This window comes from Cyclobacterium sp. 1_MG-2023 (assembly GCF_030546805.1).
Taxonomy (GTDB): domain Bacteria; phylum Bacteroidota; class Bacteroidia; order Cytophagales; family Cyclobacteriaceae; genus Cyclobacterium.
Map to the genome: position 1 here is coordinate 499,020 of NZ_JAUOPC010000001.1, position 26,504 is coordinate 525,523.

The window sequence follows — 26,504 nt, forward strand, 5'->3', positions numbered from 1 at the left end:
TTTGTTTAAAAAATACCACGGGTAAACAACCCTTGGTAAATCAAACAATCATTAATTTATTATACCTTTTTCGATTTTAACATCTATGCTAAGCCGGACTTCCCAGGTTAAAGTTATTTATGCCTTCCTGGTTAATGAAAGGCTGATTTCTCATGCGTTTTCCGGACATTTTATAAATGGCATTGGCCACTGCACCACCGGTAGGAGGAAGAGCAGGTTCTCCCAATCCTGTAGGGTCAATTCCATTGTCAATAAAATGGGTTTCAATTTCAGGAATTTCTTTCATGCGAATCAAGCGATAGCTATCAAAATTCTTTTGGTCAGCCACACCATCTGTAAAGGTAAGATTGGCAAACATCGCATGCCCCATACCATCCAGCATGCCTCCCCTAACTTGCTGATCTGCTCCGGTAGGGTTGATCACTATTCCACAGTCTGTCACCGCGTATATTTTATCCAGCACTGCTTGCCCATCTTTAATTTTGGCCTCGGCCACTTGCGCTACATAAGATCTATGAGAAAAATACACACTAAAACCTTGAGAAACCCCATCCTTTTTACCCCAATTAGATTTTTCTGCTACAGCCTTAATCACACCTTTCATTCGGTCAATATCATAATGAATTTCTCCAACCGGGTTTTTCTTGGCTTTGTCCAATAGTCCTAACCGTAATTCAATGGGATCCTTGCCTATGGCTTCTGCTACTTCATCAAGAAATGACTGCTCAGCAAAAGCCAAAAAGTTGGTTATTGGCGCGCGCCATGCATTGGTGGTAATCGGTGACTTGTACTCTGCTGATCTTATTTCCAAGTTATCGATTGCACCGGCAGGAAAATTATTCTCTCTGGTTGTGTTTCCTGCATTGATGCCGGCCCCACTCAACTTATAACCTATCACTTCATCCTTATCATTCAAAGCGGCTTCAAACCTATACTTAACGGCAGGCCTATAGGCGCCACCGGTGATGTCATCTTCTCTTGACCAAGTTAATTTTACAGGGGCTTTAAGCATTTTAGATAATTCAACGGCTTCTTCTACAAAATCTGCCCTAAGCCTCCTGCCAAAACCACCTCCCAATCGCGTTAATGCTACGCTTACTTTCTCAGGATCTATTCCACATATCTCTGCTGCAGCTTTTCTAGCCCGATCCGGGGTTTGGGATGGTCCTATTAATTCCACACTATCCTCTTTTACATTTGCAAAAAAGTTCATGGGTTCCATGGGACTATGGGATAGAAATGGACATTGGTATTCACTTTTGATTACCCTAGCTGCATTTCTAAAAGCGTTATTTACATCCCCATCCTTTCTTTTGACATCACCAGCGCCGGAATTCAGCAACTCGTCAAACTTCTTATCATGAAAGGCTGTAGACTCCAAAGTCCCTTCTATTGGCTCATAGGCTATTTTCAGAAGTTTCCTTGCTTTCATCAGTGGCCAGGTACCTTCACCTATTACTGCTACATTGTTTTTAAAAGTAAGTACGTCCTTTACCCCTTTTACTTCTTTTGCAGCTTCAGCATCAACTTTTTTCAGTTTCATGCCAAAAGGTGGCCTTTGAATCATGGCATGAAGCATATTTTCACGGTAAACGTCAAAACCATACAAAGGCTGTCCGGTAAACATGGCATCATTGTCTACATTTTTTACAGCCGTTCCAATGATCTTAAAATCCTTGATATCCTTTAAAGCTACATTCTCCGGAACCGGTAATGAAGCTGCATCAGTGGCAAGCTCTCCATAGCTGATTTTTTTTGATCCGTGAACCACATTTCCTTTCTCTGTAGTCAAGGAAGATAAAGGTACATCCAATCGCTTTGCAGCAGCCTCCATCAGCATTTGCCTTGCTGTGGCCCCGGCTTGTCTCAGTCTTTGCCAAGAATGAGGCATGGCTCCTGAGCCTCCGGTTACTTGCCTATCATATTTCTCGGTATCCAAAAAAGCCTGCTTCACCCTAACATTCGACCAATCTACATCCAATTCCTCTGCAACAATCATAGGAAAGGAAGTTTTGATATTTTGTCCCAATTCGGGGTTGGGTGAATAGATGACTACGTGGTTTGTCGGGGAAATAGAAAGAAAACTATTGTAATTGATGGCTTTATCAAAGATTTCCTCATTGCTAACAACTTTCATTTTGGGTGAATCACAAGCTGACCAATTAAATCCAATCAGTAAACCACCACCTGCAGTTGCCGCAATTTTTAAAAAATCCCTTCTATTTGATTTTAGTGCTTTGTTCATGGTTATTTAATTTTTGATGAGGCCAATAAAACTGCTTCCTTGATACGGTGGTAAGTGCCACACCTACATAAATTGGCATTCATCCCATCGATTACTTCCTCTTCGGTAGGCGAAGGATTATTCTTTAGCATAGCTGCTGCTGTCATTATCTGCCCGGCCTGACAATAGCCACACTGGGCAACGTCCACTTCTTTCCATGCTTGTTGCACAGGATGATCTCCTGCTTCCGAAAGCCCTTCGATAGTGGTGATTTTAGCATCTCCAACAGAGGCAATAGGTAATCCACATGACCTAACAGCAGCATCATTGAGATGAACAGTACATGCACCACACTGTGAAATTCCGCAGGAATATTTGGTTCCAACCAATCCCAGGTTGTCCCGAAGTACCCATAGTAATGGGGTATCGGAATCAACATCTACCTCATAGCTTTTATTGTTAACTTGAATTTTGTAGTTCGCCATATTTAATTAGGTATAGTTATTTTCTTACTCAAATTTTAAAATCAAAAGTTTCCTAATGCTATCAATCTTTAATGTCATTTAGGGAAATCAGTTGCCCGTATAATATTTTTAAAGATTGATTTAGACAGAAACTTACATTTCTAGATCAGAAATTCAGTAATGTGGAGAAATAATTTAAAATAACCCTATCAATACATTTTCAATGTTTTTCTTTTGGATAATTTTAAATTTAGCCCCCCACATAAGGCTTTTAAAATAAGCTGTTTATTCTTTTGTTATTGAAAAATAAATAATTAAATTTTGAGGTACAATAAACCAACGCAATTTTTCTACCTCAAACCCTAAATTATTATTAAAATGAATAAATTACCGGGCTTACTGGTTTTGGCCGGGGTCATTTTAGTTGTCCTGTTTTTTTATTCCAATCCCGAAGTTTTGGATAAAATATGGTTATGGCTGGTTGGTTTTGTTGGTTATTTAATCATGCTGTTTGGAAAAGGTTATGAAAAATTAAAAGACTTGTTTAAAGAACATGAACCCGCTCCCATTCAAACATCATCTAAAAAAAGCCTAGAAGATAAAATTAAGCATCTCAATATAACTGATAATCCGGAACTGGAAAAGATAAAATCTTTGGTTGAAAATGAAGAGGTAGCATCAGTCCCGGAGGCTTTGGTAACTATATTAAGGTATGTAGATGATGGGAATACTACTTTGGGTATGTTATTTATTGAAAAGAAATTTTTCGCGTACACCTTGGAAGATACGCACCGTGATGAAAAAATACCCGGAGGAACTAGAATTCCGGAGGGATACTATAAACTGGGCATCAATGAAAACCTCAGTCCATTGACGCAAAGGTATAGGAATAGGTTTAACTGGTTTAAATACCATATTGAGATAAAAGATATCCCTAACTATGACAAGGTATATGTGCATATAGGCAATACCCATAAAGACACAGAAGGCTGTATTCTAATAGCTGACGGTGTCAATGCTGCCAATCCTGAAAAAATGATACTACAGTCACAGAAAGCTTACGAACGCTTTTATAAAATAGTATATCCAAAAATAAACCAGAATGAGCCCTTAGCCATCAATATTCTAAATGAAAACTGGTTTGAGCGACTTACTAAAAAGAAGCAACTGGTTAACGCCTAAAACATGATTCAATAACCAATACTGACCGATATACTCCATGGAAAAAAGCCCTTCATCCGTAGAAAACCAGGACACTAAGTCTTCTTTTATATCCGAGCGAAATTATTTGATAATTCATATTATTTCAATAATAGTAATCGCTCTTGCTGCCCTGATTTTCATAGTGCCGAGCATGGAAAGCGCCAACCATGCCTTTGCTATCGGCTTTGTTATTATAGTGGCCTTGAGTTTTATCTACGGTTTAATCGCAAGACATATTAGTCCAAAGGTAAAAGACAGGAATCCAAATTTTAATCCATACCATACTTTTTTCTTTAAGGGAACGGTTATCCTGTCTGTCATCTTAGTCATTTTTGCCATACTCGGTGCCCTCTTTATTTATATTGAACATGACAATCTTTTTCAAGCGGTAGGGCTTGCTACCACAGTGATTTGGATCGCATTATTCCTAATTTACTTTATGTGGTCTGTTTACCATTACAATATAAATTACGGCTTAACAGATCAGGATTGGCAACGCATTTATGATTTCAGAGACATGCACAGCAAAGGCATTCCTGTAAAGGCTTCTGATCTGGAAATGCCCGAACACAATCCATATAAAAGTCAAACATTCGGCTTACCTCCGGGTACTGTAAGGGGTATGATCGCTTTTACCCTCTTGATGGGAGGAATGTCATTGTTGATCGTCAGCTTTGGTACACAGTATTCCGGAGTAGATGCGGCCTTATTGAGTCAACAATTTGAATTTTTTGAAACCGCCTTTTTAATGATGATCGCTTTCTATTTTGGAGACAAGTCTCTAAAATACCTACGTGAAAGGTGGGTACCCAAACAAAGCAATACCCAAAACGGTGGGCAAGTTCAAAATAATCAATCCGTCTCGCCTTCTTCCATTCAAGAAAGCAAGGCCATGTTCCCCATGGATAATCTGGAAATAGACAATGCCTATTTTGACAATGAAGACAGGATCTTTTCCATTGAAAACGGTCTTCAATCAGAAGATGCTCCTCCTGCTAGCCAACAAAGGTCTTTGCTATCCACTTCTTTTGAAGCACAACCGGAACTTAGTTTACATAGAGAAGAATATGTTCAAATCAAAGACAACACCAATAGCAAATTGCTAAGTGATATGGACATCAGGATAGCATTGGATGAATTGGAAGCGCAGGAAAATATAAAAATAAGCCTACCGGTAATAAAGGCCTTGGTTAAGGTGGAATCTGCAGGCCGTGGTCACCTAAGCGATGGAAGGGCGAAAATTCTATTTGAAGGACATAAATTTTGGTACTGGCTTAATGCGTTCGGAAAAGACCCTGAAGCATTAAGTGTAGGCCATGAAGACATTATCTATAAAAAGTGGACAAGAGCCCATTACAGGGTAGGTTTAAAAGAATACGACAGGCTTGAAGAAGCCAAAAAAATAGATCCTAAGGCGGCCATTTATTCCACTTCTTGGGGTTTGTTCCAAATTCTGGGTGAAAACATGGAACACAATATAAAATCCAGAAATTATAAGGATGTAGCCGAATTTGAAGCCAAACAACATGAATCAGAATATTTCCATTTCTTGGATTTTCTGGCATTTATTAAAATTAAGAAGGTCCGTGGCAAAGCCCTGATTGAGTACATTTCTGAATCAAATGAAGGAAATTACGATTGGGAATCTTTTGCCTATGGATATAATGGAAGTGGCTATAAGGTCAATGAATACCACCTCAAAATGAAACACTTCTATGAGCAATTCAAAAATGAGCAAACATGGAAAGCTTAAAATCGAAAATGCTCCATATGGCCTTTCTCTTCGGTGTTATAATTCTAATTAGCAGTTGTAAAGAAGAAAAGAGAGGCTTGGTTATAGGTAAAATACAACAGGCAAGTGACTTGGTGGTTACAGAATTTGTTGTGGACAAGGTCGTTTTCGGAAAGAAGGAAAAAAACATACTTTTTGTGCCCGTTAATGAAGCCTCATTTTTAGCTTACTCTAGAGCCAAAATTAAAACAGGAATCAACCTAGAAAAAATAAAAGAAGAGGACATTTTGATTGAAGGGAATAAAATAACCCTTTATCTTCCTACAATTGAAGTGATAAATTTCTCCTATCCTCCGGAGGATTTTATAGAAGATTCATTGGTGTCCAATCCAAAACGTTTTTTGAACTCCATTAACCTGGAAGATCAAGAAACTTTCTTTAGGCTTGCAGAAATGGATATTAGAGACCAGCTTCCTTATATGGGCTTGGTGGAAACCAGTCAAAACCATACCAGGAAATTGATGCATACTTTGCTAAAAAATTTTGATTTTGAGGAGATTTTTATCCATTTCAAAAGTGATTCTTTGAAAGTCCGGCAAATACAAATTTCAGACAATACTATAAATCCATGATAGGTCAAATTCTTGGTAGTGCTCGCCTCATTATCCAAATACTGCTTGTGGTTGCCGCAGTAGTATTGGTATACATGTGGAATCCAATGAATGTATTTGGAGGGAAGGCCACATTAAAGCCTACAGCCAATATGGTTTCAGAAATTAGGGAAATTGGCGAAATGATCACTGCTGAATATTATGGGGAAGTATTGACTTCTATTGATGAAGTACAAATTGATTTTCAACAGGAACCCCAAATTAATTTACAGGCAGAAGCTACATTTGATAAAATTCAGGAAGAAATTGATAACCTGAGAAACTTCCATAAGCTTACTTTAGACCAACGCCTAGAGATTGGCGATCCCGATAATGAACTTAAAAGAAGGGTAAGGACAAAAACATTGGTAAATGAAGTAGGAAAAAGCAATATTCTTGAAAAACTCAATTATCTGGGCGATTGGCAAAACACCAGTCGAATGCTCTTTTTCAATGAAGTTTTATCTTTTATTTATCTGAAGCAAAATGATAAGGAAGATGTCATTACAGAGCCATTAAGAGAAAATAGGTTAACAAAAACCTTGGATAAATGGTATCTAGACGATTCCAATGCCGAATGGTCCACCGAAGCATTTACCTTAGATTACTTTTCCAGTAAATTATCTGACCTTCCGCGGAGTGAGGCGAAGAAAAAGTTAGCCATGATTGGTAGGGGAACAGTAAAAGCCGGTTTTGATTTTAAAGATTTGCAAAGCCATATGTACTACCTTAATGAAGAGGTGGGCGAACTACACATTTTTGGTTTGGCTCCTAAAATTCTAAATGCCGACATTAACCCTTGGTTTATACCTGAAAAAGGGATTCCGGGTTTTGATCTACTCACTTACAATGGAAAGGTAAGCTTTAAAGATAGCAAGAAAGTAAAAATCTATGCCGTTCAGAAGCTAAAAACCAATGCCAGAACTGCAGGAATAATTGAACAGGCTGAATTAAATGGCGGTCAAACCATAAGTCGGCTGGTAAGCTTACTTACAGAGGTAGAAGTCAAAAAGGTTATTTTCCACCATGATGAAATCATAGACCTTACCAAAGAAATTCAGGAAGATCACTACATCAGCTATGAAGAAGCTGCCCACTTTGAGCGCACGCTTGAAGAAGAATTAAACAAAATTGACTCCTTAAAAGTGGCACAGGAGGATAGGTACAACAACAGGAAATTGGCCGAAACCAAATTAAACACGTTGGTTCAAATGCTCAAGCAATTACAAACGAATGAGTTTGAGGATCAAAGCTTGAATTATAATCATTTTTCCACATTATTGTACCGCACCAGTGAAGATGGGCTTGTTAATGAAAAGGAATGGGCGAAGATTAATAACATCCATAAAGAAATGTTAAACAATCGGACTTCAGCATTGTGGACAAGCATGGATACCCTATTGTTAAGAGCTCAATGGAATGTGGGCTTGTACCAATTGCTAATAGATTCAATAGCCATTGGGAAATATCTTCCTAAAACCATGGCAATGAATGATTGGGAAAATAGAGATTTGAGTATTCCTGTTAGAAATATCAATTTAAACCTTGCAGATTCAATTGTTTCATTTGACCAGTTCAATCCCAACAGTGAATCAAGGGACAGCCTCCTCCATTTAATAAGCTTAGAAAAATATCAGCCTACCGAATGGGAGAATTGGATAACGGATAAGGAAACCATTGTCAACTTTGAGGAAAAAGACTTGTTGACCTCTCTAGCGATTGCCCCTTCAAAGTTCTGGTTATTCAATAAGGACGATCCGAATCATATTAAGGAATTAAATATTCCCTTGGAAAAAATAACTTTTCCATTGTTACTTGGTTTGGACATCCGTGACAATTTGGAGATTGGGAACCATATTGTATTCAAATCATCAGAAAACCTTTTGGAAGATATAAAACAGCCCATTTCCGGCAAGGAAACTGGTTTGACTGATAGTCAGCTCAAAGGTCTAGAACAGCATTTAATCAACCTTTACACCCAACACAAAGCCTATCATAACCGAGATTTTCTAACCAAGGCCAATCATTGGCTAACTGAGAAAATGGAAAGCAAATCCGGAATTCTTGATAAGTTCAAATAAAGCTTGCCAATCCGATACCTTATCAGGGCTTCAATCGTTAAGGTTTAAAATAGGTTTCAAAAACATTACCGGCAAAAAACTTACCGAAAGAACTGATAGCCTTTCTTCCCTCTTCTTTGGTTTTGGGGTGAATGGCTTTTACAGTTCTCAACTGCTTAAGCAGGTCTGAAACTTTGATAACCAACTTACCCTTGCCTACAATATTCCCGGCAGGAGAATTCCCTTCATAAAGCGTAATAAAAAGGGTTGTCGTATCCTTCCAAGCATCCACTACTTTGTCATTGTGGATGTCTTTAAAACCTTCAAAATAATAATTATCACCTTCAGGACTGATAAGTTCTGCGGTATAATTCATTCGCTTTCTTCCACTATCCCCCTCATCTTGAATAAATAAATTGAAATCACCATTGTAGGCAGAGACGGCTTCTTTACATATTGCAGGAGCATTCATACTTCCAACCATTTTACCAGCATGTTTCTCATTGGAAACAAATGCGTCAATGTCTTCCGTTTGAATGGTTAGGGTAAACTCAAATGTGGTATTGTCGATTTTCCCTTTGGCAAAGCCTTTTTCAAAATCTTCCTTTTCACCTATACCAATAATGCCTTTCATGGTTTCAGTAAATTGCACCCCGGTACCTGTAATTTGATTACCAACCGGCTTGGATGGAGCCACAAATTCATAATTCAAATCATAGCCTTTCTCCTCAGCAATAAGCTTACAACTCCTTTCAGTCAGTGCACTGATAGTCAAAAGGGGATTGGTCCCAACGGGTCTAGGTATAATGGCTCCATCTAATACGTACAAGCCATTGTGTAAGGCCGTATTACTTTCTCCAGAATACACCTGCCCCTTATGATCCACTACCCCGGTATCCACACTGTCACCCATCCCACAACCTCCCAATGGGTGTACGGTTACCAAGTCATAATTCATCAAATTATTCCATGTTGGATTGGGTATTTTAGTCCCTCCCAAGGCCTGAGTGGCACTGAACATCTCTCCACTTACTTTCTTAAAGATCTCCTGTTTACCTACACCTTCCCAATTTAAGTTTAATTTCCCTTCATCATCCATTTTCATGACCCCATTTCCATCATCATGCGTCATCACCAAATAGATTTGGGTATGGGCAACTGCACCATGAAAAGCTCCTAAAAAAAGGCTTCTAAACTCTCTTAACTTTTCTTTAAAGTAATCTTTTATTCCCCTATCTGTGTCTTTTCCCACCAACCTAGAAAAGGCAATCAGGGCCTTTGGCATTAAACTTCTTATTGGACCCGGAACGGTTCCTTCCTCAAGGGTCATTCCAGAGGCCAAATCTTTGCGTTCTCTTAAATCGATGATACTGGTGATACAAGGTCCAACGTTAGCTATTTGATCCGTTCCCTTATTCCCTAAGCCTATGCCATTGATCCTTTCATCATTGTTATAGCCAAAACCAAGTACATCACCATTGCCTGTAAACCTCATTCCCAACCTGTCAGAAACCTTTAATCCTTTTTTGGCAGAACGGAAAAGAATTTCCGTAGAGCCCAAAGACCCCGCACTAAGCACTACATTCTTTGCTCTGACAAACAATAGTGGTGCATCAAAATTATCTCTCCCAATACCAATTGGATGGTAGTAAACTTGCCAATGTGATTTAAATTTTTTGACATACCGGACATTAATGGATGTAAAAATATCTGCCCCGTGGTTAAACGCATCAGGTAAATAGTTCATTGCCGTGGTATTCTTTGCCCCTACATTACATCCGGTAACACAGTCCCCACAATTAGTACATTTTGGTTGCTCGACACCAACGTGATTGGTTTTATTTTCAAAATTCACATTGATGTCCAATAAACCAAAGTGCGCCGACATATAATCAGCCGATTTGCGCATGGCTTCTGTTTTTTTCAGCACCGGGTAACCATTTTTATTTTCTGGATAAGGATTGGGCTTCAGCATATCCCATGCCCTATTTACCCCTTCTTCAAAGGAGGCCAAGTCTTGCCTTATTGGCAAGGGCCACATTTCATCCTCCATTACCCTTTTCTCCGGTTTAATGGAGACGTTGGCATTTACTAAAGAGGTGCCTCCCAGCCCACAACCTTTAAATACATTAATGCCATTTCCCATGGTAAATTCATAGAGCCCGTTTTTTTCGAGACTCGTAGATTTCCCTTTTATGAAATTCATTTCTTTTGAAGCACCCAGTAAGGTATCGGGGAATTCCCCGGGCAAAAACTCCTTCCCTTTCTCAAAGAGGCAAACAGACTGGCCGGCACGAGCCATTCTAGAGGCTGAGATGCTACCTCCATATCCAGAACCTATAATCACATAGTCATATTCCGGTTGTATACTGCCGAGGGGTTTAGCTAATTTTTTCATTTTTTATAAATATTGGGTCCTCTATCAATTCATAGTTAATGGGTCCTCCTTCAAAACGAGGATTTTTCTCTGTTCCTACTGCTTTCCAATTGCTAACCACATTTTTTACACCAATTGGGTAAATGGTAAGCCCTTCTTTGGTGACCGAAATTCTCAAAAAGTTTTTATACCCTTCCCATCTGTAAGAAGAGGAAGCTTCAGTAATGTGGTTCTTTAATAAGCTAACACTTACCGTTAAATAAAGGCCAAAAATTAAGCAACTTATAAACCCACCGAGAACTATCATCTCGGCTGTAAACAGAGCTATTTGTTTACCATTGTCCACTTCAAACTCCCAAACATTCAGGTTCATATAGGAAAAGAACCACAATAGAAAATAAAAATTAATCACATGAAGCAGTCCATGGATCACACCTGCGATATAATTCAATTTCTTCTTTCCTGAGCTGGTATCGGTAAATAATATTAAGCCTGCAAATAATAAGAGGTTCAGAAATAGAGCTGTAGGAAAGTGTAGCAAATTAGAACCTATAACGCTCAAAATTTGAGACAATTCACCTTGGAACAAGTTGAATTCAGACAATTTTTCCATCAAACTTTCCCCTCCGGTGGGCTTTGTTTGGAGTATCCATGTGGTAAAGACATTGTAAGTCCCAAAAAACAACAACATCGTAAGGCTAAAAAACGGAAAAGCAAGGTTTAGTAAGCTAAGTTTGGTAGAGCTTGATTTTGAGGGGAATGTTTTCTTTAATTCCGCCTTTCTTTCATGGGTACCTATTATTTCTTCTTGTAATGTATGGGTAGGATGCATAAAGGCCCCACCGCCTCCGGCAGTGATAAAATGACATGGTTTGGTTTCGTCCTTTACTGTTTCATACCTGGCATAATGGTGCAAATCACCTGTCAATATTGCCTCGATGTTTATTGACTTGTTTTTTTCTTCATAGTCCTTTTCACCTTGACCCAACAATACCTTGTCAATAAAAAATTGCAACCTATCAAAAGAGTCATTTTTGGTGTCAAAAGATTTGTAAACCCAAGAAGGTTCAGAAGTACAAAGGATCACTTTACTATTGGCGTTGAAATGCTCTTTGGCAATTTTTTTAAAAAAGCATATTTGGGGAAAATCAATATCAGCATTCAATTGAATATCAATGGCAATAACCCAGTAATCATAGGGAAGTTTAAGTGCAAAATAGCTTCTGTTTTGCTGGGTTTTCCAATTGCCCAAGGAACGCTTTTGTGTAAATAATCTCAAAAAATTAGTCAATCCATCATACCAATCATGATTTCCGGGAATAGCAAATACGTCCGGACGTTCTATGGCTTTTTCATCTTTTGGAAAAGCAGCTGTATAAGGCCCCCTCAACCTATTGTCATATTCTATATTTTCGGGTGTAGGGTAAACTTCATCTCCACCCATTATTAGCACATCTCCTCTTTTGAGGGCTTTCCCTCTCAGTTCCAATTCCTCTCTGGCCAATAGACTGGCCATTGTATAGGTGGAGTTAAATCCATCTCCTAAATCGGATATATAGTCAAACCATAATGCTTCTTTTTTGGAATAATCAAAAGGCTTGCAATCTTGATCAAGTGCTGCCTGAAGCTCCCTTCGGTCAGCAAAATTTCCAAAAACAGAAGACAAGACTGTTTTTACACTTGTGAAAGCCAATTGCTTAGGGTCATACCAATTGACCATTGGTTTTCTTTCAAACTTCATTCTTCAATAGTTTTTGTAACATCCTATATTTAAACACCAAACCGGCATTTGATCCACTTTTCTTTTTGGCTAAGCTTAATATTACCCCTTTTACCCTCGAAAAAAAGGACTGATAAAGGGTTCCTGCCATTAAGTCGTTTTTTTCTGACAAGGATAATAATTTCAAGTCGATAGATTTAAAAGCAAGACCCATTAACCAATACCGGGGGCCAGAACACTTTAATTCAGCTTTCAAAATATACTTATTCTCTTTATCATTCAATGCGGTCTCTATTGCTATAGAGGCATTTCCGTTAACATTTTTGACAATCTCAACCGAAGTTTCACCGCCAATCATTTCCACTTTACTCTCCTCGAAATAAAGACTTGAAAAAGCTTCTAGAATTTTAAATTCTTTGCTATAAGAAAGTCGCAAGAAAAGATGGAAAACCACATGATGTCTTTTTTCTCCTTCCAAAATCTCTCCCGAAAATTCCATTGGGATACAAAAATAATCTCCTGAATCTATGGTCTGGGTGGCAGTAAAATCAAGTACATCACCTTTTTCCGGCAGTGATTTGAGATAGTTTTTGGCATCCTGATACCCCATATTAATCAGAGCCCTAGCCGTAATTTTCTTTAGAAACAATTCAGGATCTAGGGGTAGTGGGAGGTTTGGCTTTACCACAAATACATTAATTTTTTTGGTTTGACCATAAGGCGAATGGCCTAAGTCAATTAGCTTATTGATCCATTTTATTTGCTCAAACTCTTCAAAAATTGCCCCATTGGCACTCATTTCAATAGAATGCACGTATTGGTTAAGGGACCCTGATAAATAGCTCGGGTAATTGCCAATGCCCCAAATCAACCATAAGTCTTCTGCTCCTCTTTTCACTGCCTCCAGTAAATTGGCATCTTTTATCCAAACAGCATCAATAAACCAATCATCCTTTACTTTTAAAGCCGGCATCAAAATTGGTAAAGACACTCCTGCCAATAAGTGGTTTTCTTCTACCTGCCCTGTAGGTATGGTATCCACTGTTTTTTTGGTGAAATTGCAAACTGAAAAAGTAACAGGTAATTTTAGATTATTTATTTTTTCCACTGCCACACCAAAATGGGGCAACACCTTATCCCTAATCCCATCTGCATCACCAAAAGCCCTAAGGTTCCATGGCCTAAAATATTCCTTTAGTTTGATAAAAGAGGTGAAATGGTTAAAGTTTAAAGTTTTCCATTTTTCAATGATATTTTCCACCGAATGTCCGGAGGCCAGCATGGCAGCATTGAATATACCGCCTGAAGCCCCATCTGCATGGGAAAAGACCAAACCATCTTCCTGCATGGCTTTCATTATACCCGCTTGGTAAGCAACACGCATTCCCCCACCTGCAAGTATTAATGCACGGTTCGGTTGATTTTTAGATGGTTGCTTAGTCAATAACATTATAAATAAATTTTATAATAAAGCTTCGCTGATTAAAAATGAGTCATTTCTTAAAATGCCAATACTTGCAGCAAATTATGGATTGCTTCTGTTGAGTACACGTAAATAAATAAAGAAAACCAGTCCGGAAAACAGATCAAAAATGGCAACAGACATGGCTAAAATTGAGAACAAACCATTAAAAACGCCTATTGATACCGCGATAAAGGCCCCAAATTTTTGAAGTGCCGACCACAAAACCACTTGTTTATTGGTCACAGCACTGTATACCGCATGGAGCAGCATGCCTCCAAATAAGGCCATAAACATACCTACAATACCAAAGAAATGCGCAGAAGATGCTGTTGCCACCTCTTTACCTATAAAACCAAGCATAAAAGAAGGTGCTAACATTTGCACCAACCCGGAGATCAAGGTTATAAATGCAATGAGTACCACCAACAATTCTGTGTACCTAGGAGTCAATCCAAATATTTTTTTTTCAGCCATTGTATTGGTGCTTTGGTTTTGCTTTTGCTATAAAGAAATACATGGTGATTAACCACATAATGGTTAGGATGATCCACCGAACATCATTTAGGAACATCCATTCATTGAGTAAAGCCTGTAAAGTGGCTTCATCTGTCAATCCGTCTTTAAATTGATTGTTGACGTCTTCGATATACAACTGCTGCACTAAAACCGGAGCTAAAAGTCCGGGAATCCAAGCCAAAGGCACCCAGCGTAGACCTGTTTTCCACTCTGTAATTAACATAATCACCAATGCTACTGCCATAATAGGTATGGACACAAAGAAAAACTTTGTTGCCAAGTCTGTTTGTGGAATAATGGCATCGTAATAGTTTGACAGGTTTAAGGTCTTTGGATAATTTGGAAACCAGAAATAATGTAAAGACCAAAACATTCCTAAATAAATAGATGCACAAAAAAATATGTAAGCATTATTGATGTCTAATAATGTTTTTTTTAGAGGACTCATCTTATAAATTATTTATTATTTAATACGATATTTTTCATAATCAGTAATGGAAGGTGGAGCTAACCAATCCTCTGAATAACCCAATGGATACACCGATTCCAAACCTTCAGTCATTTCTTTGGGAGGTTCATCATAAGTCATAAACCAACATTCAAAATGGTCATCCAAGATACCGTTGGTTTTAGGCATAAAAGTGGTAAAAAATGGATCCGGGTTAATGTCTATATCCTTTAAGGGAGCAACTTTCGGGTGATCCCCTATGAAAAGACTTCCTTTGGCTTTGCCCAAAAGATTTATTCCCGCCTTGGTTTCAAAATAAATGTAGGAGGCCATCAGCATATTTCTAAACCTGCAATAATTTGTTGCTCCAACTTTCAATTTAATGGAAGGCGATTGAGGTTTGTCAATTTCTATACGAAATGCAAATTGTCCATCTTTTTCGTACTGACTTGTCACTTGATTATCAGTAACTATAAAATCCAGGTTCGCTTTATGTTTGGGCATGCCCCAAATTCCCTTGCCTCCTTTCACAGAGATTTCACTGCTTACCGGGAGGTCTAAAATATATTGCCCTGTCCCATAATGTCCCAAAAGCATAGTATTTAGAATTCTCGGTGCCGGTTTTGGTCCATGGGTGCAGGCGATGGCTATACTGTATTCAATGTATTTACCTATACTGGTATCCAAGTAATTAATGATTGTAATCATCAGGGCAGCCCTTCCATTAGGCAACTTCAAGGCATGTATTTCATTTCCCGGTAGTAAGGCATTGGCTTTCTCCCAGTCACAAGAAAAACCGGCCATCAAAGCGGGAGAATCTGAAGAGCTTACAGGCATGGTATAGGGTATACCATCTACAAGGGCATACCTACCTGTATATTTTTTTATTCTTTTTGGTGGCATAATGATTTATCATCCAAGTTCTAGTTCATTTATCATTTTTGGGAAAACATCTATATGAGCATTTTTACCGAAAAACACATCCAAGTGACTGTAATTATCCAATAGATAAAGTTTATGTAATCCGGGTTGTAACTTATTCAAATAGGCATAAGTGTTTTCCTGACTTTTAGGCAAAAAACATTTGTTTTCTTTGCCTGCAAACAATACAAACCTTGCTGATGTCTTGGGCGCTTCTTCTGTGTAATCCCCTCCTCCCTTTTCAAAATGAACCAAGGCCCCATTTCTTACACACTTCTGTATGTGGTGAAAAAAGGACAGTGGAACATGGGCAAATTCATATTGAATCCAATTTTTTGTTTTATCATCTATATTGTCAAGTTCCCATAATGCAGGAAACCCGGACCCGTAGGTGAAACTAACCATTTTACCTACCAGTGAATCTTTCTCCCAATGCGTAGCTTTCACTACATTAAGCATCAATCTAGATTTAAAATCCGGCGCTCTCAAACCCCATTGGGGATCTAGAAATTTAAAAAATCTACCCACCAAAGGCACGAGTACATTTAATTTAATGCTAGAATAAAATGGAACTACAGGATGTAAAGAAACCGCATTGCTAATGATTAATTTCACTTCAGGTATAAGCCCTAAAATTGAGGAAATCATAAAACTTGTGCTGCCTTGACAATGAATAATTGCCATTATTTCTTTGGCTCCTGTTCGTTCGATCACCTTTCTAACCGCTGCAGGATGATCAAATTGAGCCACTTGATCCAAATTCCATTCATTGGGTTCAAATTGAATACTCCCTCTCCAATTTTCTAACCATACGTCATATCCGGCTTCTTCGAGGGCATGAATGATATTATTTTTGGATGGTGGATTGAATATATTACTACTTACCCCAGCACCATGTACCAAAAGCACAGGACCTTTAGTGGCATTGGAAGACATTAGATGCTTCAAGTCACATTGGAAGCCATCCAAAGATTCAAAAGTTATGGTCTCAAAATAATGGCTCATGCATAAAATTTTATCTTCATAAATTTAACAAAATAAAATTAACATCAAATGACTTATCTTAAAAAAAAACAACTAAAAATACTTAATAATATGCTATTTACACAGTTATTTATGGAGATTGACAAAAAAAGGAAATAGGCAAAAAAACACCCACCTTAACACCTTTTTGTAAAATTTAATGACAGACTGAGAGGTTTATGCACCTAAAAAACAGCGGAATTTCCTTATAATTTTGTCTGGAAATATTGGCTAAATTTAATCACACAATTCCTAAATAAAAACCCTTCAAAAAACCCAAAATAGTTTAGCTATCAAATCATGAACTGACAAAAAAAATCACTTGTTTAGGATTTAAATTTTTAACCGAAACATGCAATAACCCCTCTTATATGTGCTAAAATCTCTTCGGCCGGAAAACAAATCAGGATGGATCCACATCCACTAAAAATCTAACCGAACGAAAACGCTTGTCTCCTTGCAACGCTGAAATCTTGTGGGCCATTTCATGCTTAAAATGTTCTTGGGCTTGTGAACTTCTTTCAAGTTTAATCCATATTTCAAAATGGAATAAATTTTTTATTTTACCAATCAGTGCTTTTTCAGGACCTAATATGATCTTCCTTCCCTCAATATCTGAGAGTAAATTTTTCAACTGCGATGCAGCTGTTTCCGTAATTTTAAAATCCTTATGTTTGACAACAATTTTAATATTCTTGACAAAAGGAGGATAATAAAATTGGCGTCTATCCCCCATTTCCTGTCGGTAAAATTCAGTATAGTTACCTTCAATTATCTCCTTGAAAATCAATTGATCAGGCCTTCTTGTTTGAACAATTACATTACCTGTTTTATTTCTTCTTCCGGCCCTTCCTGCTACTTGGGTAATTTGTTGGAAAGCCCTTTCTCCGGACCTAAAATCAGGGTAAAACAATATCCGATCCGCATCAACAATCCCTACCAAAGAAACCCTGTCAAAATCAAGTCCTTTGGTAATCATTTGAGTCCCTACTAATATGTCAACATTGCCGGAGCCAAATTCCTCTAAAATCTTTTGATAACCGTATTTACTACGTGTGGTATCCAAGTCCATTCTTAGTATTCTCGCTTCCGGAAACAATAGAGAAAGGTTCTCCTCTATCCTTTCGGTACCGGAACCAACTGTAGTAATTTTCTCACTTCCACAAGCCTGACATTTATTAGGGACCTTTTCTTTAAACCCACAATAATGACACCTCAATTCATTCTGGTATTGATGATAAGTTAAACTCACATCGCAATGTTCACACTCAGGGATCCAACCACATTCTTCACAAGAAATATAGGGCGCATACCCTCTCCGATTTTGAAAAATAAGGACTTGTTCCTGATTGTTGAGCGCCTCTTGAATCTTCTCTCTCATCAGTCTGGTAAAATCCAGTTTGAGCAGGTTCTTTTTTTTGTCTTTCAGTATGTCTGCCAGATGAAAATGAGGTAATTCTGCCCCTCCATAGCGTTTGTCCATTTTTACATATCCGTATTTACCATTTTGGGCATTGTAAAAACTTTCAAAGGCCGGGGTGGCAGTTCCCAAAACAGTTTTTGCTTGGTGCAACCATGCTAACATAATGGCTGCATCCCGGGCATGAAATCGAGGTGCAGGATCAAATTGTTTGTACGAAGGCTCATGTTCCTCATCTACTATAACCAGCCCTAGACTGTCGAAAGGTAAAAATAAAGAAGACCTTACACCAATAATGAAATTGTACTTTCCAGATAACACTCCCTGCCAAACATCTACCCTTTCATTGTCAGAATACCTGGAATGAAAAATCCCCATTTTATCTCCAAACACCTTTTGAAGCCTAGAAACCAAATGAGTAGTCAAAGCAATCTCAGGCAATAACAGCAGTACCTGAGAACCGCTGTCTAAAACATCATTGATTAATCTTATGTAAATTTCTGTTTTCCCTGAGCCCGTAATTCCATGAAGAAGTACCGTAGATTTGTTGCCAAATGCATGCTGAATGGATTCATAGGCCTCCATTTGATCTTGCGAAAGCTCGATGGGTCGCTCATCAATTTTTATGGGATCAAAACGACTAATTTTCACTTTAAAACTTTCAAAGACCTTATTTTTCACAAGGGTTTCAATGGATGAAGGAGAACAACCTGCATCTGTCAAAACTTTCTTTGACAATCCTATTTCATTAAGTCCCTTATTATTGAATACCGGTACTTGTTGTAGGTATTTAAGCAAGACATTTTCTTGCTTCTCTTTGCCTTTAATTTTTTCAAACAGCTCATTTAACTTATTGCTCTCCAATAAGTATTCAGGAGAAAAGCGCACCCTTGTTTCTGTTTTAGGGCTGTATTTTTCCTTTACCGATTCATAAACAAGAATGGCCTTTTTTGCCAAAAGACTTTTTATAATTTTATGCAGGTCCTTGGCCATCACTATTGGTTCAAGCTGATCTACATTCATCTCCTGATTTTTCTCTAACACTTCTAATATGGCCAACTCCCTATCATCCATCGGGAAATTTGGATTCTCTAGATCGAAGTCAGGGTGAATTTGAACCTTACTTTCGGTAGATAGTTTCAAGCCACTCGGCAAAGCGGCGTTCATAACTTCACCTATATGGCAGCAATAATATCCCGCCATCCAGCCCCAAAATTTAATCTGTAAGGCATTGACTATGGGGTAATCATCCAGCAAATCCAAGATAGGCTTAGCCTTATAAGCCTCAGGAGCCTTTTGATGAACTTTGGCCACAATCCCTGTCAGAATCCTTTTTTTTCCAAATTGAACCATTACCCTATATCCAATTCCTATCTCATCCTGAATTTCCGGACTTACACTATAAGTAAATGCACGGGGTATAGGCACAGGAAGGATAATGTCTGCATACAAGTTTTTACTTATTGAAGGGGAACTATGTCCAAAGAGGTCTTCCACTATTAATATTATTGTTTAGTTTTGGGCAATTTTGGCAGTAGCTGGACGGCAGCCTCACAGGTATCTACAGGTTGCTTGCAAGTTTTATCAAAACAAACATAAAAAGTGGATTTCTCCCCCACTTTACCCCCCAATATTGGTAGCTTTTTGTCCGTTTCAGTTGCTGCAGCAACAATTGTATTTGGCTGATAGGTTTTCTGAAGTGTTAATCCATGCATGCTTGCCTCTTTCCCTACAATTACCATTTCAGCAGTAGGTACCGTTTGCTCTAAATAAAAGTTCGCCCAATTGGCAAGAAAATCCGGTTCTTTCATCAACATTTCACTAACCAACTGCAACATGCTTTTTGCTTGCGCAAGATAAGTATCCTTGTATAAATATAGACCCAACTGATGAAGATTTCTTGCCATTACTGAGTTGGAAGAAGGGATAACATTGTCAAAAATCTCCTTCTTTTTGGCGATCAACTTTTCAGTTTTGGGGTCATTAAAATAAAACATCCCATCTTCCTCATCGTAAAAACTTTCCATGACCTTTTGAGTTAGCAATTCCGCCCTGTTTACCCAAAGTGGATCAAAAGAAATTTTATAAAGGGAAATAAAGCATTGGATAACTGCTCCATAGTCCTCCAAAAATGCAGGAGTGTAGGCTTCATTGTCTTTATAATTTCTATACAGTACATTTTCAATGACCATGTGGTTCCAAATAAAATTCCCACTCGCTAAAGCAGTGATTCTAATTTCTTCGTCACCTATTGCCAAATAGGCATGACATAGCCCATCGATTACCCAACCATTCCAACCACTGATGATTTTATCATCCAATCCCGGCCTAATCCTAAGCCCTCTTTTTGTTAATAGTCTTTGTTTTACTTCGGTCAGTTTGGATTGAAGAGCATCAAGAGTAAATCCAAAATTCTCAGCTACTTCTTTATAGGGTAGGGTCTGAAAAAGTAGGTTTACATTGGGCTCCCAATTCCCTTGCTTTTTAATTCCATACAATTGGCAAAACCAATCCAAATCACCACCTAGGCGTTCTTCCAATTCTAGGTATGTCCAAGTATAAAATTTCCCTTCTTCTCCCTCACTGTCTGCATCCATAGAAGCGTAAAAACCCATTTCAGGGCTACACATTTCATTAAGCAGCCAGCTTATTGTTTCAGTAATCTTTTCTTTAAAAATGGCATTTGAACTGTATTGATAAGCTTTACTATAGAGACTTAGCAACTGACCATTGTCATATAGCATTTTCTCAAAATGAGGAACAAACCACTTGCCATCTACACTATACCTGCAAAAACCTCCTCCCAGGTGATCATAAATACCTCCCATCCCCATTTTTTCTAAGGTAAAACAAACCTGTTCACCCAATTCTTTTTGATCATCTAAAATGGCCATGTCCAATAAAAAACTCCATATTACAGGCATTGGAAATTTCGGCACTCTTTTCATCCCTCCCCATACAGGGTCAATTCCCTCTATCAGTTGCCTAGCCATCTTCCTAACATTTTCCGGTAAAAAAGCTGTGTTTCCATTTTTTAAACCATATTTATCTATCACAGACCGGTCAATACTTTGCTTATATGCATCTGCACTTTTTACTAACTCCTCGTATTCTTGAGAAAATGCCCGAGCAACTCCTGCAAGCACTTTTATCCATTGATCTTTTGAAAAATAGGTCCCTCCATAGAAAGGTTTCTGATTTGGAAGCAAAAACACATTAAGTGGCCAGCCACCCTGCAATCCCATTACCTGTACCGCTTCCATATAAATATTATCCAAATCAGGTCGTTCTTCCCTATCAATTTTAATGCATATAAAATGGGAATTCATCAGCTTGGCTACTTCCAGGTCTTCAAAGCTTTCCTTCTCCATAACATGGCACCAATGACAAGCTGAATACCCAATACTTACCAGTATAGGTTTGTTCTCAAGCTTTGACTTATTTAGGGCATCCTTAGACCAAATATGCCATTCTACCGGATTATGGGCATGCTGCTGTAGGTATATACTTTTGCTATTTATCAGTTGATTCGCTTTCATAACTCCGGTATTAAAATCTTTTAAAACAACCTCAGTTGTTCCTCAATGGATTGTTTCTCAAGGGAAAAATCAAGGTTTTCAGGCATCAAAGAAATCAATTCTTGTAGTTTTAGAAGAAATTTGTAATGAGCCTGTGATTGAGGATTGAATGGTCTATGGTTAAGGTTACGTTGTATTTGATCAACATGTTGAACAAGGTCTTTGGTATCCTCATCAAAAAAAGCCGTTTGAAATTGCTCCCAAATGTACTCCTCAGCCATTAAACTGGGATGAATCATATCGTCTTTGTAAAAGCGATAGTCCCTGAGGTCATCCATCATTATTTCATAGGCCGGAAAATAGTAAACCTCAGGATAGGTAGCTACCAATTGATGGCAAAGTACATTTAGCAAGCTTTTGCTCAGCTGATTTTGACTTATTCCATCTTTGATATGGCGCACAGGACTCACTGTTAAAACCACTTGAATGCCAGGGTTGATTAGCAATATGTTTTGATAAAAAGCATTAAAGCCTTCCATCATTTCACTCAATCCCAAAAGGCTTTTGGAAAAATACTTTTGGGGTTGTTTATGGCAATTAGCTACTATACTGCCATTTTCCAGTAAGCGATATACAAAGGCTGTTCCTAAAGTTATGAATAAATGAGTAGCAGATTCTAATTGTTCATTTACCTTAAAACGGGTATCCTCTATTTTCTTTTCAAGTGCTTCAATTGAAGTAGCACTGAAGGAGGAATGAAGCTGGTAATGAAAAAAATGGTCATGTCTATTTAAATACAAGTCCGGAGCTAAAGGCTTACCCGTAAATGACGTTATTAAAAGATTAAATATGGACGCGGGGTTAAATGTTGTCCCATAGGGGTTCACTAAGACATTGAATTTACTATCAAGTAATCTTGCTCCTATTACTTCTGAAAAGCAAGATCCTATGGTAATTATTTTTGATGAATGCTGAATTCCTTTATCACACGGCTTAAAGCTGAAAGTAGTTCTAAAACTTTTCATTGATTGAATAAATTTAATAAAATGGCCTAAGCTTAAGGCCCGAATTAAATATCAAATTAATGAATTTATGAGGGAATGGAAACCTAAGTTGAAAAGGAATGAATATTTATATTATCAATAATCATATCCTATAATAAATACAGATTAGAAATTTTTTTGAGTAAAATTTCAATATTTAATAATAATTGATAATATTGTTGAATGATTTACTATAACCTTTAACAAATTAAGAAAATGGATTCAGCACTTTTAGAAAAATCTGTAGAACACACCATCGAAAAACTTAGCAAATTAAAAATCAATGAAAATTTAGCTGCTGAGTTAAAATGGTGTTTGGGTAGTTATCGGTTTGACCACAATCCTGATGGTCTAAAAATGAAATCAATGCTTGCATTGGAACTTTTGAAGGAGGCTAAAAGTAAGAGCAGCCGATCTGTTTCCAAAAAATTAATAGCAGATTTGGAGAAAGCCATTGTAAACTAAAAAAGCCAGGATAAACCTGGCTTTTTTAATTCAATATTGTATGTAAATAACTATTCAGCTACAACTACAAACTTCACATTGGTTTTAACTTCTCTGTGAAGGTCAATTTCAGCTTCATAATCACCTGAAGTAGTAACCGGCTGATTGATAGAGATTTTTTTACGATCAATATCAATGCTCTTTTCAGCCAAAGCATCAGAAAGTTGCAAAGTAGTAACTTTTCCAAAAATCTTTCCGGAATCGCCTATTTTCGCTTTAATTTCTAGTGTGATGCTTTCTAATTTAGCTGCTACAGCTTCAGCTTCAGTTTTAATTTTTTCTGCTTTATGAGCTGCTTGCTTAATATTCTCTTGCAAAATCTTCTTGTTTGAAGAGGTCGCAAGTAAAGCAAAGCCCTGAGGAATTAGGTAATTTCTTCCGTAACCTGGTTTAACATCTACCAAGTCATTTTTATACCCTAGTCCTTTTATATCTGTTTTTAAGATAACTTCCATTGTTAAAATATTTTATTAGGTGAAGGATTACAGACAAACTATTTCAAGCCGTCTGCTACGTAAGGCAATAATGCCAAATGTCTGGCTTTTTTAATGGCCTGAGCAACCTTTCTCTGAAATTTTGCAGAGTTACCTGTCAATCTTCTAGGAAGAATTTTACCTTGTTCGTTTACAAATTTAAGCAAGAAGTTAGGATCTTTATAATCGATATACTTGATACCTAATTTTCTAAACCTACAGTATTTTTTTCTGTTTTGCTCTCTGTTGATTGGTTCGTTTTTTAATGTCATTTTGCTGGCTCCTCCTTAGCTTCAGATTTTTTATTGAATTCACCTTTTCTTCTTCTTTCTGCGTATTTCAAACCATGTTTGTCCATAACAGTCGTTAGAAACCTTAATACGGTCTCATCTCTTCTGAAATTTACTTCATACTTCTTAATTGCAGATGGATCAGCTTTGTACTCAACCAATACATAAAACCCGGTAGTTTTCTTTTGAATAGGGTAAGCCAATTTTTTTAGGCCCCAGTTCTCAACATTTACTACCTCTGCTCCCAATTCCTTTAACAAGCCTACATACTTGTCTACGGTATCCTTCATCTGAACTTCAGACAAAACGGGAGTAAGGATGAATACCGTTTCATAATTTTTTTGGAACATTCTTTTTAACTTTTGTTTAATAATTTAAAACAGTTTGCAAAATTAAGCTAAATGACCAAATAATCAAAAAAATACACTTTTATTTTACTTCAAAACTACTTTCACCTATTTCCCAACCATCGGAAAAAATTTTGACCACGTAATTTCCCTTGACATAATCGGATCCTTTTTCATAAAAGTAGGTCAATTGCTGCTGGGTATTATTAAAAACGAAATCTTGCTTCAACGTATAAAAATGCTCTTTACCATTTAATTCAAAGGTACCTGAGCCCTTGGCAATGTCAAATATCACTTGCCCATTGGGAGACAAAACCTGGATGAAAACATCTCTCATACCTGCTTCAGCTACTTTATTGTCAGATATATTAAAGGACACCTTCAATCTTGAAAGTTGTTTGTTCCTAAATTCTCCTTCCCTTTCTCTACCTCTGGAATTTACCGCAGCCACTACAATGTTTTCTGCTTTCAATTGAGAAGCAAGATTCACTTTCTTTTCAAGATCATCGGTCTTCTTGTTGATTTTGGCCATTTCTTCCTCAATCTCAAACTTATCCGATTTCAACTCTTTATTTTCAGAAAAAAGCTGAACATTTTGTGCTTTCAATCGAACAATATCAGCATCCTTTTCTTCCAATAAGGTTAAATAACTGTCTATTTGTGCATTCAATCTGGCAATATCATTGGCGGACCTGTTTTTATCAAGCTTTCGCTCCTTTTCCAACTGCTCTTTGACTTTGACCAAAGCTTCTACATCCCCATTAAGGCTGTTGATTTCGTTAATTCTAACATCCAATTCTCTGGTAATTGAATCAAGTCTGGTATTCAACTGATTATTTTCTTCAGTCAAATGAGTTACCTCTTCATTAATCCTAGATTTTTCACGGTGATCATTTAAAAGTCTCCACCCACTAAGAATTACTAAAATTACCAAAACGATAATTAGAATATTTTTTCCTTTGTCAACATTTATACTGCTTTTATTATTTCTCTCTCCTTCACTCATACAAATAAAAACACTTTACAATTGCATATTTCATTTTTAGCGCGACATTTATTTACGTCCATATATATCTTACTAAGCCTATCAATTATCAGACCAATATTTTTTTCACTTTCTGCCTTAAAACATTCTCCATATTGATCAACTTTATCCATTAGAAAGCCTTTCGAATAACAAGCAATTTACATAGGATATCAAGGAATCTAGCTAATATGACCAAATTATAATGTTTTTAAATTGTTTGCAACCCCTTTGAATGACAAGTAAGGCTTGTATTTCATTTTCCTCAGGCCTTATGTGTTATAGTTTCACCATGGTTGAAGTCTCCAGCTCTTATCCGGTCATTAGATCAACTTCCATTTAAAACCGTCAAACTCATTCAAATATGAAAAATACTGAAACGGGGTAGCAACTGCACGTGAAAAGCAAGGCAAGGTTTGTCTAAGCTGATTTAGATTTCTAGGATATAGTCATTTCTTAACCCGTGTTTACCAAAAAATAAAACACCACATTCAAAAAAGTCAATACTACCGGTTACAGATGGGTGATTTTTAATTTCTTGCCAAGCTTTTTTCATTTGTTTTGACCAGTGGATGTCTGCAATTACCAGAATGCTTTCCGAATGTAATTTCGGTACTATTTGTTTAAAGTAATCCAACGTCGGTTCATACCTATGGTTGGCATCCATCAATACAAAATCTATACTTTTCAAAACCGAAAGGGATATTTTAAGGGTCTCATTTAGATTACCTGTCACAAAGTTTATATGGGATTCTTTGGACAGGTGCTCTCTCGCCAAGCCCGCCAGTATTGGGTCCCCTTCATAGCTATACAGTATCCCTTTGCTAACTGTTGCCAGGTAAGCAGTGTTGATCCCCAAAGATGTACCTAGTTCTAGGACAGTATTCGCAGGACTAAGTTTACAAAGAAATTGATATATAAGTGAAAATTTCAGTGGGGTACTAACATGTTTTGCAATTGTAGCCACTTTTTGCTTTTGACCCCTACTCCACCTAGATCCTGCACCATAATCTGTTCGCAGAATTTCTTGACTAGAGGAAAGAAATTTCTTTCTCACCTTTTCAATTTGGGGGTTACCGCTT

Annotated in this window: 22 protein-coding genes; 5 read left to right on the top strand and 17 right to left on the bottom strand. The window is 37.5% G+C overall.

The features are described 5' to 3' along the window. Positions 1 to 88 precede the first annotated feature (88 nt). Together Q4534_RS01880 and Q4534_RS01885 are read right to left on the bottom strand one after the other, a co-directional pair. Entirely contained in the window at positions 89 to 2,245 is a 2,157-nt protein-coding gene (locus Q4534_RS01880; RefSeq protein ID WP_303611470.1) for a xanthine dehydrogenase family protein molybdopterin-binding subunit, read from the bottom strand. Between the two features lie 2 nt (positions 2,246 to 2,247). Continuing rightward, complete coding sequence (locus tag Q4534_RS01885) at positions 2,248 to 2,709, bottom strand: (2Fe-2S)-binding protein (protein WP_303611471.1); 462 nt, start codon at positions 2,707 to 2,709, stop codon at positions 2,248 to 2,250. A gap of 357 nt (positions 2,710 to 3,066) precedes the next feature. Here Q4534_RS01885 and Q4534_RS01890 point away from each other — a divergent pair, with 357 nt between their 5' ends. From Q4534_RS01890 to Q4534_RS01905, 4 genes are read left to right on the top strand one after another with little or no spacing between them, the layout of a single operon-like run. Next, the gene (locus tag Q4534_RS01890) at positions 3,067 to 3,870 is read left to right on the top strand and encodes a DUF5675 family protein (protein ID WP_303611472.1); all 804 of its coding nucleotides are present in this window, start codon (positions 3,067 to 3,069) and stop codon (positions 3,868 to 3,870) included. A 37-nt stretch (positions 3,871 to 3,907) separates the two neighbouring features. Continuing rightward, positions 3,908 to 5,644, top strand: coding sequence for an N-acetylmuramidase family protein (locus Q4534_RS01895; RefSeq protein ID WP_303611473.1), 1,737 nt, complete (start codon positions 3,908 to 3,910; stop codon positions 5,642 to 5,644). Then, complete coding sequence (locus Q4534_RS01900) at positions 5,632 to 6,255, top strand: DUF4230 domain-containing protein (RefSeq protein WP_303611474.1); 624 nt, start codon at positions 5,632 to 5,634, stop codon at positions 6,253 to 6,255. Before Q4534_RS01895 ends, Q4534_RS01900 begins: the two co-directional genes overlap by 13 nt. Then, positions 6,252 to 8,354 (top strand): DUF4230 domain-containing protein, encoded by a 2,103-nt coding sequence (locus tag Q4534_RS01905; RefSeq protein WP_303611475.1) that lies wholly within the window; start codon positions 6,252 to 6,254, stop codon positions 8,352 to 8,354. Before Q4534_RS01900 ends, Q4534_RS01905 begins: the two co-directional genes overlap by 4 nt. 37 nt (positions 8,355 to 8,391) lie before the next feature. On the opposite strand, the gene Q4534_RS01910 is transcribed toward Q4534_RS01905, so the two are convergent. From Q4534_RS01910 to Q4534_RS01955, 10 genes are all read right to left on the bottom strand, one after another. Continuing rightward, complete coding sequence (locus Q4534_RS01910; protein ID WP_303611476.1) at positions 8,392 to 10,731, bottom strand: GMC family oxidoreductase N-terminal domain-containing protein; 2,340 nt, start codon at positions 10,729 to 10,731, stop codon at positions 8,392 to 8,394. Further along, positions 10,715 to 12,451, bottom strand: coding sequence for a metallophosphoesterase (locus Q4534_RS01915; protein WP_303611477.1), 1,737 nt, complete (start codon positions 12,449 to 12,451; stop codon positions 10,715 to 10,717). Before Q4534_RS01915 ends, Q4534_RS01910 begins: the two co-directional genes overlap by 17 nt. Then, a complete protein-coding gene (locus Q4534_RS01920) occupies positions 12,441 to 13,880 on the bottom strand; it encodes a patatin-like phospholipase family protein (protein ID WP_303611478.1) in 1,440 nt (479 codons plus the stop codon). The genes Q4534_RS01915 and Q4534_RS01920 overlap by 11 nt, the downstream gene beginning before the upstream one ends. Positions 13,881 to 13,955: 75 nt before the next feature. Beyond that, positions 13,956 to 14,369: a patatin gene (locus Q4534_RS01925; RefSeq protein ID WP_303611479.1), complete on the bottom strand. Its 414-nt coding sequence runs from the start codon at positions 14,367 to 14,369 to the stop codon at positions 13,956 to 13,958. Beyond that, positions 14,362 to 14,859 (bottom strand): hypothetical protein, encoded by a 498-nt coding sequence (locus Q4534_RS01930; protein WP_303611480.1) that lies wholly within the window; start codon positions 14,857 to 14,859, stop codon positions 14,362 to 14,364. Before Q4534_RS01930 ends, Q4534_RS01925 begins: the two co-directional genes overlap by 8 nt. A 15-nt stretch (positions 14,860 to 14,874) precedes the next feature. Beyond that, complete coding sequence (locus Q4534_RS01935) at positions 14,875 to 15,762, bottom strand: acetoacetate decarboxylase family protein (RefSeq protein ID WP_303611481.1); 888 nt, start codon at positions 15,760 to 15,762, stop codon at positions 14,875 to 14,877. Between the two features lie 9 nt (positions 15,763 to 15,771). After that, positions 15,772 to 16,785 carry an alpha/beta fold hydrolase gene (locus Q4534_RS01940; protein WP_303611482.1) on the bottom strand — a complete coding sequence of 338 codons (1,014 nt, stop codon included), beginning with the start codon at positions 16,783 to 16,785 and terminating at the stop codon, positions 15,772 to 15,774. 421 nt (positions 16,786 to 17,206) lie between these two features. Continuing rightward, positions 17,207 to 19,720 carry a primosomal protein N' gene (priA, locus tag Q4534_RS01945; RefSeq protein WP_303611483.1) on the bottom strand — a complete coding sequence of 838 codons (2,514 nt, stop codon included), beginning with the start codon at positions 19,718 to 19,720 and terminating at the stop codon, positions 17,207 to 17,209. Between the two features lie 8 nt (positions 19,721 to 19,728). Further along, positions 19,729 to 21,762: a thioredoxin domain-containing protein gene (locus tag Q4534_RS01950; RefSeq protein WP_303611484.1), complete on the bottom strand. Its 2,034-nt coding sequence runs from the start codon at positions 21,760 to 21,762 to the stop codon at positions 19,729 to 19,731. Positions 21,763 to 21,782: 20 nt separating this feature from the next. Then, entirely contained in the window at positions 21,783 to 22,766 is a 984-nt protein-coding gene (locus Q4534_RS01955; RefSeq protein ID WP_303611485.1) for a GSCFA domain-containing protein, read from the bottom strand. A 234-nt stretch (positions 22,767 to 23,000) separates the two neighbouring features. Between Q4534_RS01955 and Q4534_RS01960 the strand changes: the two genes are divergently transcribed. After that, positions 23,001 to 23,249, top strand: a complete 249-nt coding sequence (locus Q4534_RS01960) for a hypothetical protein (RefSeq protein WP_303611486.1) — start codon at positions 23,001 to 23,003, stop codon at positions 23,247 to 23,249. Positions 23,250 to 23,299: 50 nt separating this feature from the next. Here the strand turns inward: Q4534_RS01960 and rplI are convergent, their stop codons facing one another. The 5 genes from rplI to Q4534_RS01985 form a co-directional block, all read right to left on the bottom strand. Next, on the bottom strand, positions 23,300 to 23,743 hold the full coding sequence (gene rplI / locus Q4534_RS01965; protein ID WP_303611487.1) for a 50S ribosomal protein L9: 444 nt from the start codon (positions 23,741 to 23,743) through the stop codon (positions 23,300 to 23,302). Positions 23,744 to 23,781: 38 nt separating this feature from the next. Further along, complete coding sequence (gene rpsR, locus Q4534_RS01970) at positions 23,782 to 24,033, bottom strand: 30S ribosomal protein S18 (RefSeq protein WP_014022376.1); 252 nt, start codon at positions 24,031 to 24,033, stop codon at positions 23,782 to 23,784. Continuing rightward, complete coding sequence (gene rpsF / locus Q4534_RS01975) at positions 24,030 to 24,401, bottom strand: 30S ribosomal protein S6 (RefSeq protein WP_014022377.1); 372 nt, start codon at positions 24,399 to 24,401, stop codon at positions 24,030 to 24,032. The genes rpsR and rpsF overlap by 4 nt, the downstream gene beginning before the upstream one ends. 79 nt (positions 24,402 to 24,480) lie before the next feature. After that, entirely contained in the window at positions 24,481 to 25,404 is a 924-nt protein-coding gene (locus tag Q4534_RS01980) for a hypothetical protein (protein ID WP_303611488.1), read from the bottom strand. 448 nt (positions 25,405 to 25,852) lie between these two features. Next, positions 25,853 to 26,479 (bottom strand): O-methyltransferase, encoded by a 627-nt coding sequence (locus tag Q4534_RS01985; protein ID WP_303611489.1) that lies wholly within the window; start codon positions 26,477 to 26,479, stop codon positions 25,853 to 25,855. Positions 26,480 to 26,504: the final 25 nt, after the last annotated feature.

What these genes read in the sequence shown, in the direction of transcription:
- Q4534_RS01935 (WP_303611481.1), bottom strand. Translation starts at nt 15,762, where the DNA reads ATGCCACCAAAAAGAATAAAAAAATATACAGGTAGGTATGCCCTTGTA.
- Q4534_RS01910 (WP_303611476.1), bottom strand. Translation starts at nt 10,731, where the DNA reads ATGAAAAAATTAGCTAAACCCCTCGGCAGTATACAACCGGAATATGAC.
- Q4534_RS01955 (WP_303611485.1), bottom strand. Translation starts at nt 22,766, where the DNA reads ATGAAAAGTTTTAGAACTACTTTCAGCTTTAAGCCGTGTGATAAAGGA.
- Q4534_RS01980 (WP_303611488.1), bottom strand. Translation starts at nt 25,404, where the DNA reads ATGAGTGAAGGAGAGAGAAATAATAAAAGCAGTATAAATGTTGACAAA.
- rplI (WP_303611487.1), bottom strand. Translation starts at nt 23,743, where the DNA reads ATGGAAGTTATCTTAAAAACAGATATAAAAGGACTAGGGTATAAAAAT.
- Q4534_RS01920 (WP_303611478.1), bottom strand. Translation starts at nt 13,880, where the DNA reads ATGTTATTGACTAAGCAACCATCTAAAAATCAACCGAACCGTGCATTA.
- Q4534_RS01905 (WP_303611475.1), top strand. Translation starts at nt 6,252, where the DNA reads ATGATAGGTCAAATTCTTGGTAGTGCTCGCCTCATTATCCAAATACTG.
- Q4534_RS01940 (WP_303611482.1), bottom strand. Translation starts at nt 16,785, where the DNA reads ATGAGCCATTATTTTGAGACCATAACTTTTGAATCTTTGGATGGCTTC.
- Q4534_RS01890 (WP_303611472.1), top strand. Translation starts at nt 3,067, where the DNA reads ATGAATAAATTACCGGGCTTACTGGTTTTGGCCGGGGTCATTTTAGTT.
- Q4534_RS01880 (WP_303611470.1), bottom strand. Translation starts at nt 2,245, where the DNA reads ATGAACAAAGCACTAAAATCAAATAGAAGGGATTTTTTAAAAATTGCG.
- rpsR (WP_014022376.1), bottom strand. Translation starts at nt 24,033, where the DNA reads ATGACATTAAAAAACGAACCAATCAACAGAGAGCAAAACAGAAAAAAA.
- Q4534_RS01960 (WP_303611486.1), top strand. Translation starts at nt 23,001, where the DNA reads ATGGATTCAGCACTTTTAGAAAAATCTGTAGAACACACCATCGAAAAA.
- rpsF (WP_014022377.1), bottom strand. Translation starts at nt 24,401, where the DNA reads ATGTTCCAAAAAAATTATGAAACGGTATTCATCCTTACTCCCGTTTTG.
- Q4534_RS01950 (WP_303611484.1), bottom strand. Translation starts at nt 21,762, where the DNA reads ATGAAAGCGAATCAACTGATAAATAGCAAAAGTATATACCTACAGCAG.
- Q4534_RS01930 (WP_303611480.1), bottom strand. Translation starts at nt 14,859, where the DNA reads ATGAGTCCTCTAAAAAAAACATTATTAGACATCAATAATGCTTACATA.
- Q4534_RS01900 (WP_303611474.1), top strand. Translation starts at nt 5,632, where the DNA reads ATGGAAAGCTTAAAATCGAAAATGCTCCATATGGCCTTTCTCTTCGGT.
- Q4534_RS01895 (WP_303611473.1), top strand. Translation starts at nt 3,908, where the DNA reads ATGGAAAAAAGCCCTTCATCCGTAGAAAACCAGGACACTAAGTCTTCT.
- Q4534_RS01885 (WP_303611471.1), bottom strand. Translation starts at nt 2,709, where the DNA reads ATGGCGAACTACAAAATTCAAGTTAACAATAAAAGCTATGAGGTAGAT.
- Q4534_RS01915 (WP_303611477.1), bottom strand. Translation starts at nt 12,451, where the DNA reads ATGAAGTTTGAAAGAAAACCAATGGTCAATTGGTATGACCCTAAGCAA.
- Q4534_RS01925 (WP_303611479.1), bottom strand. Translation starts at nt 14,369, where the DNA reads ATGGCTGAAAAAAAAATATTTGGATTGACTCCTAGGTACACAGAATTG.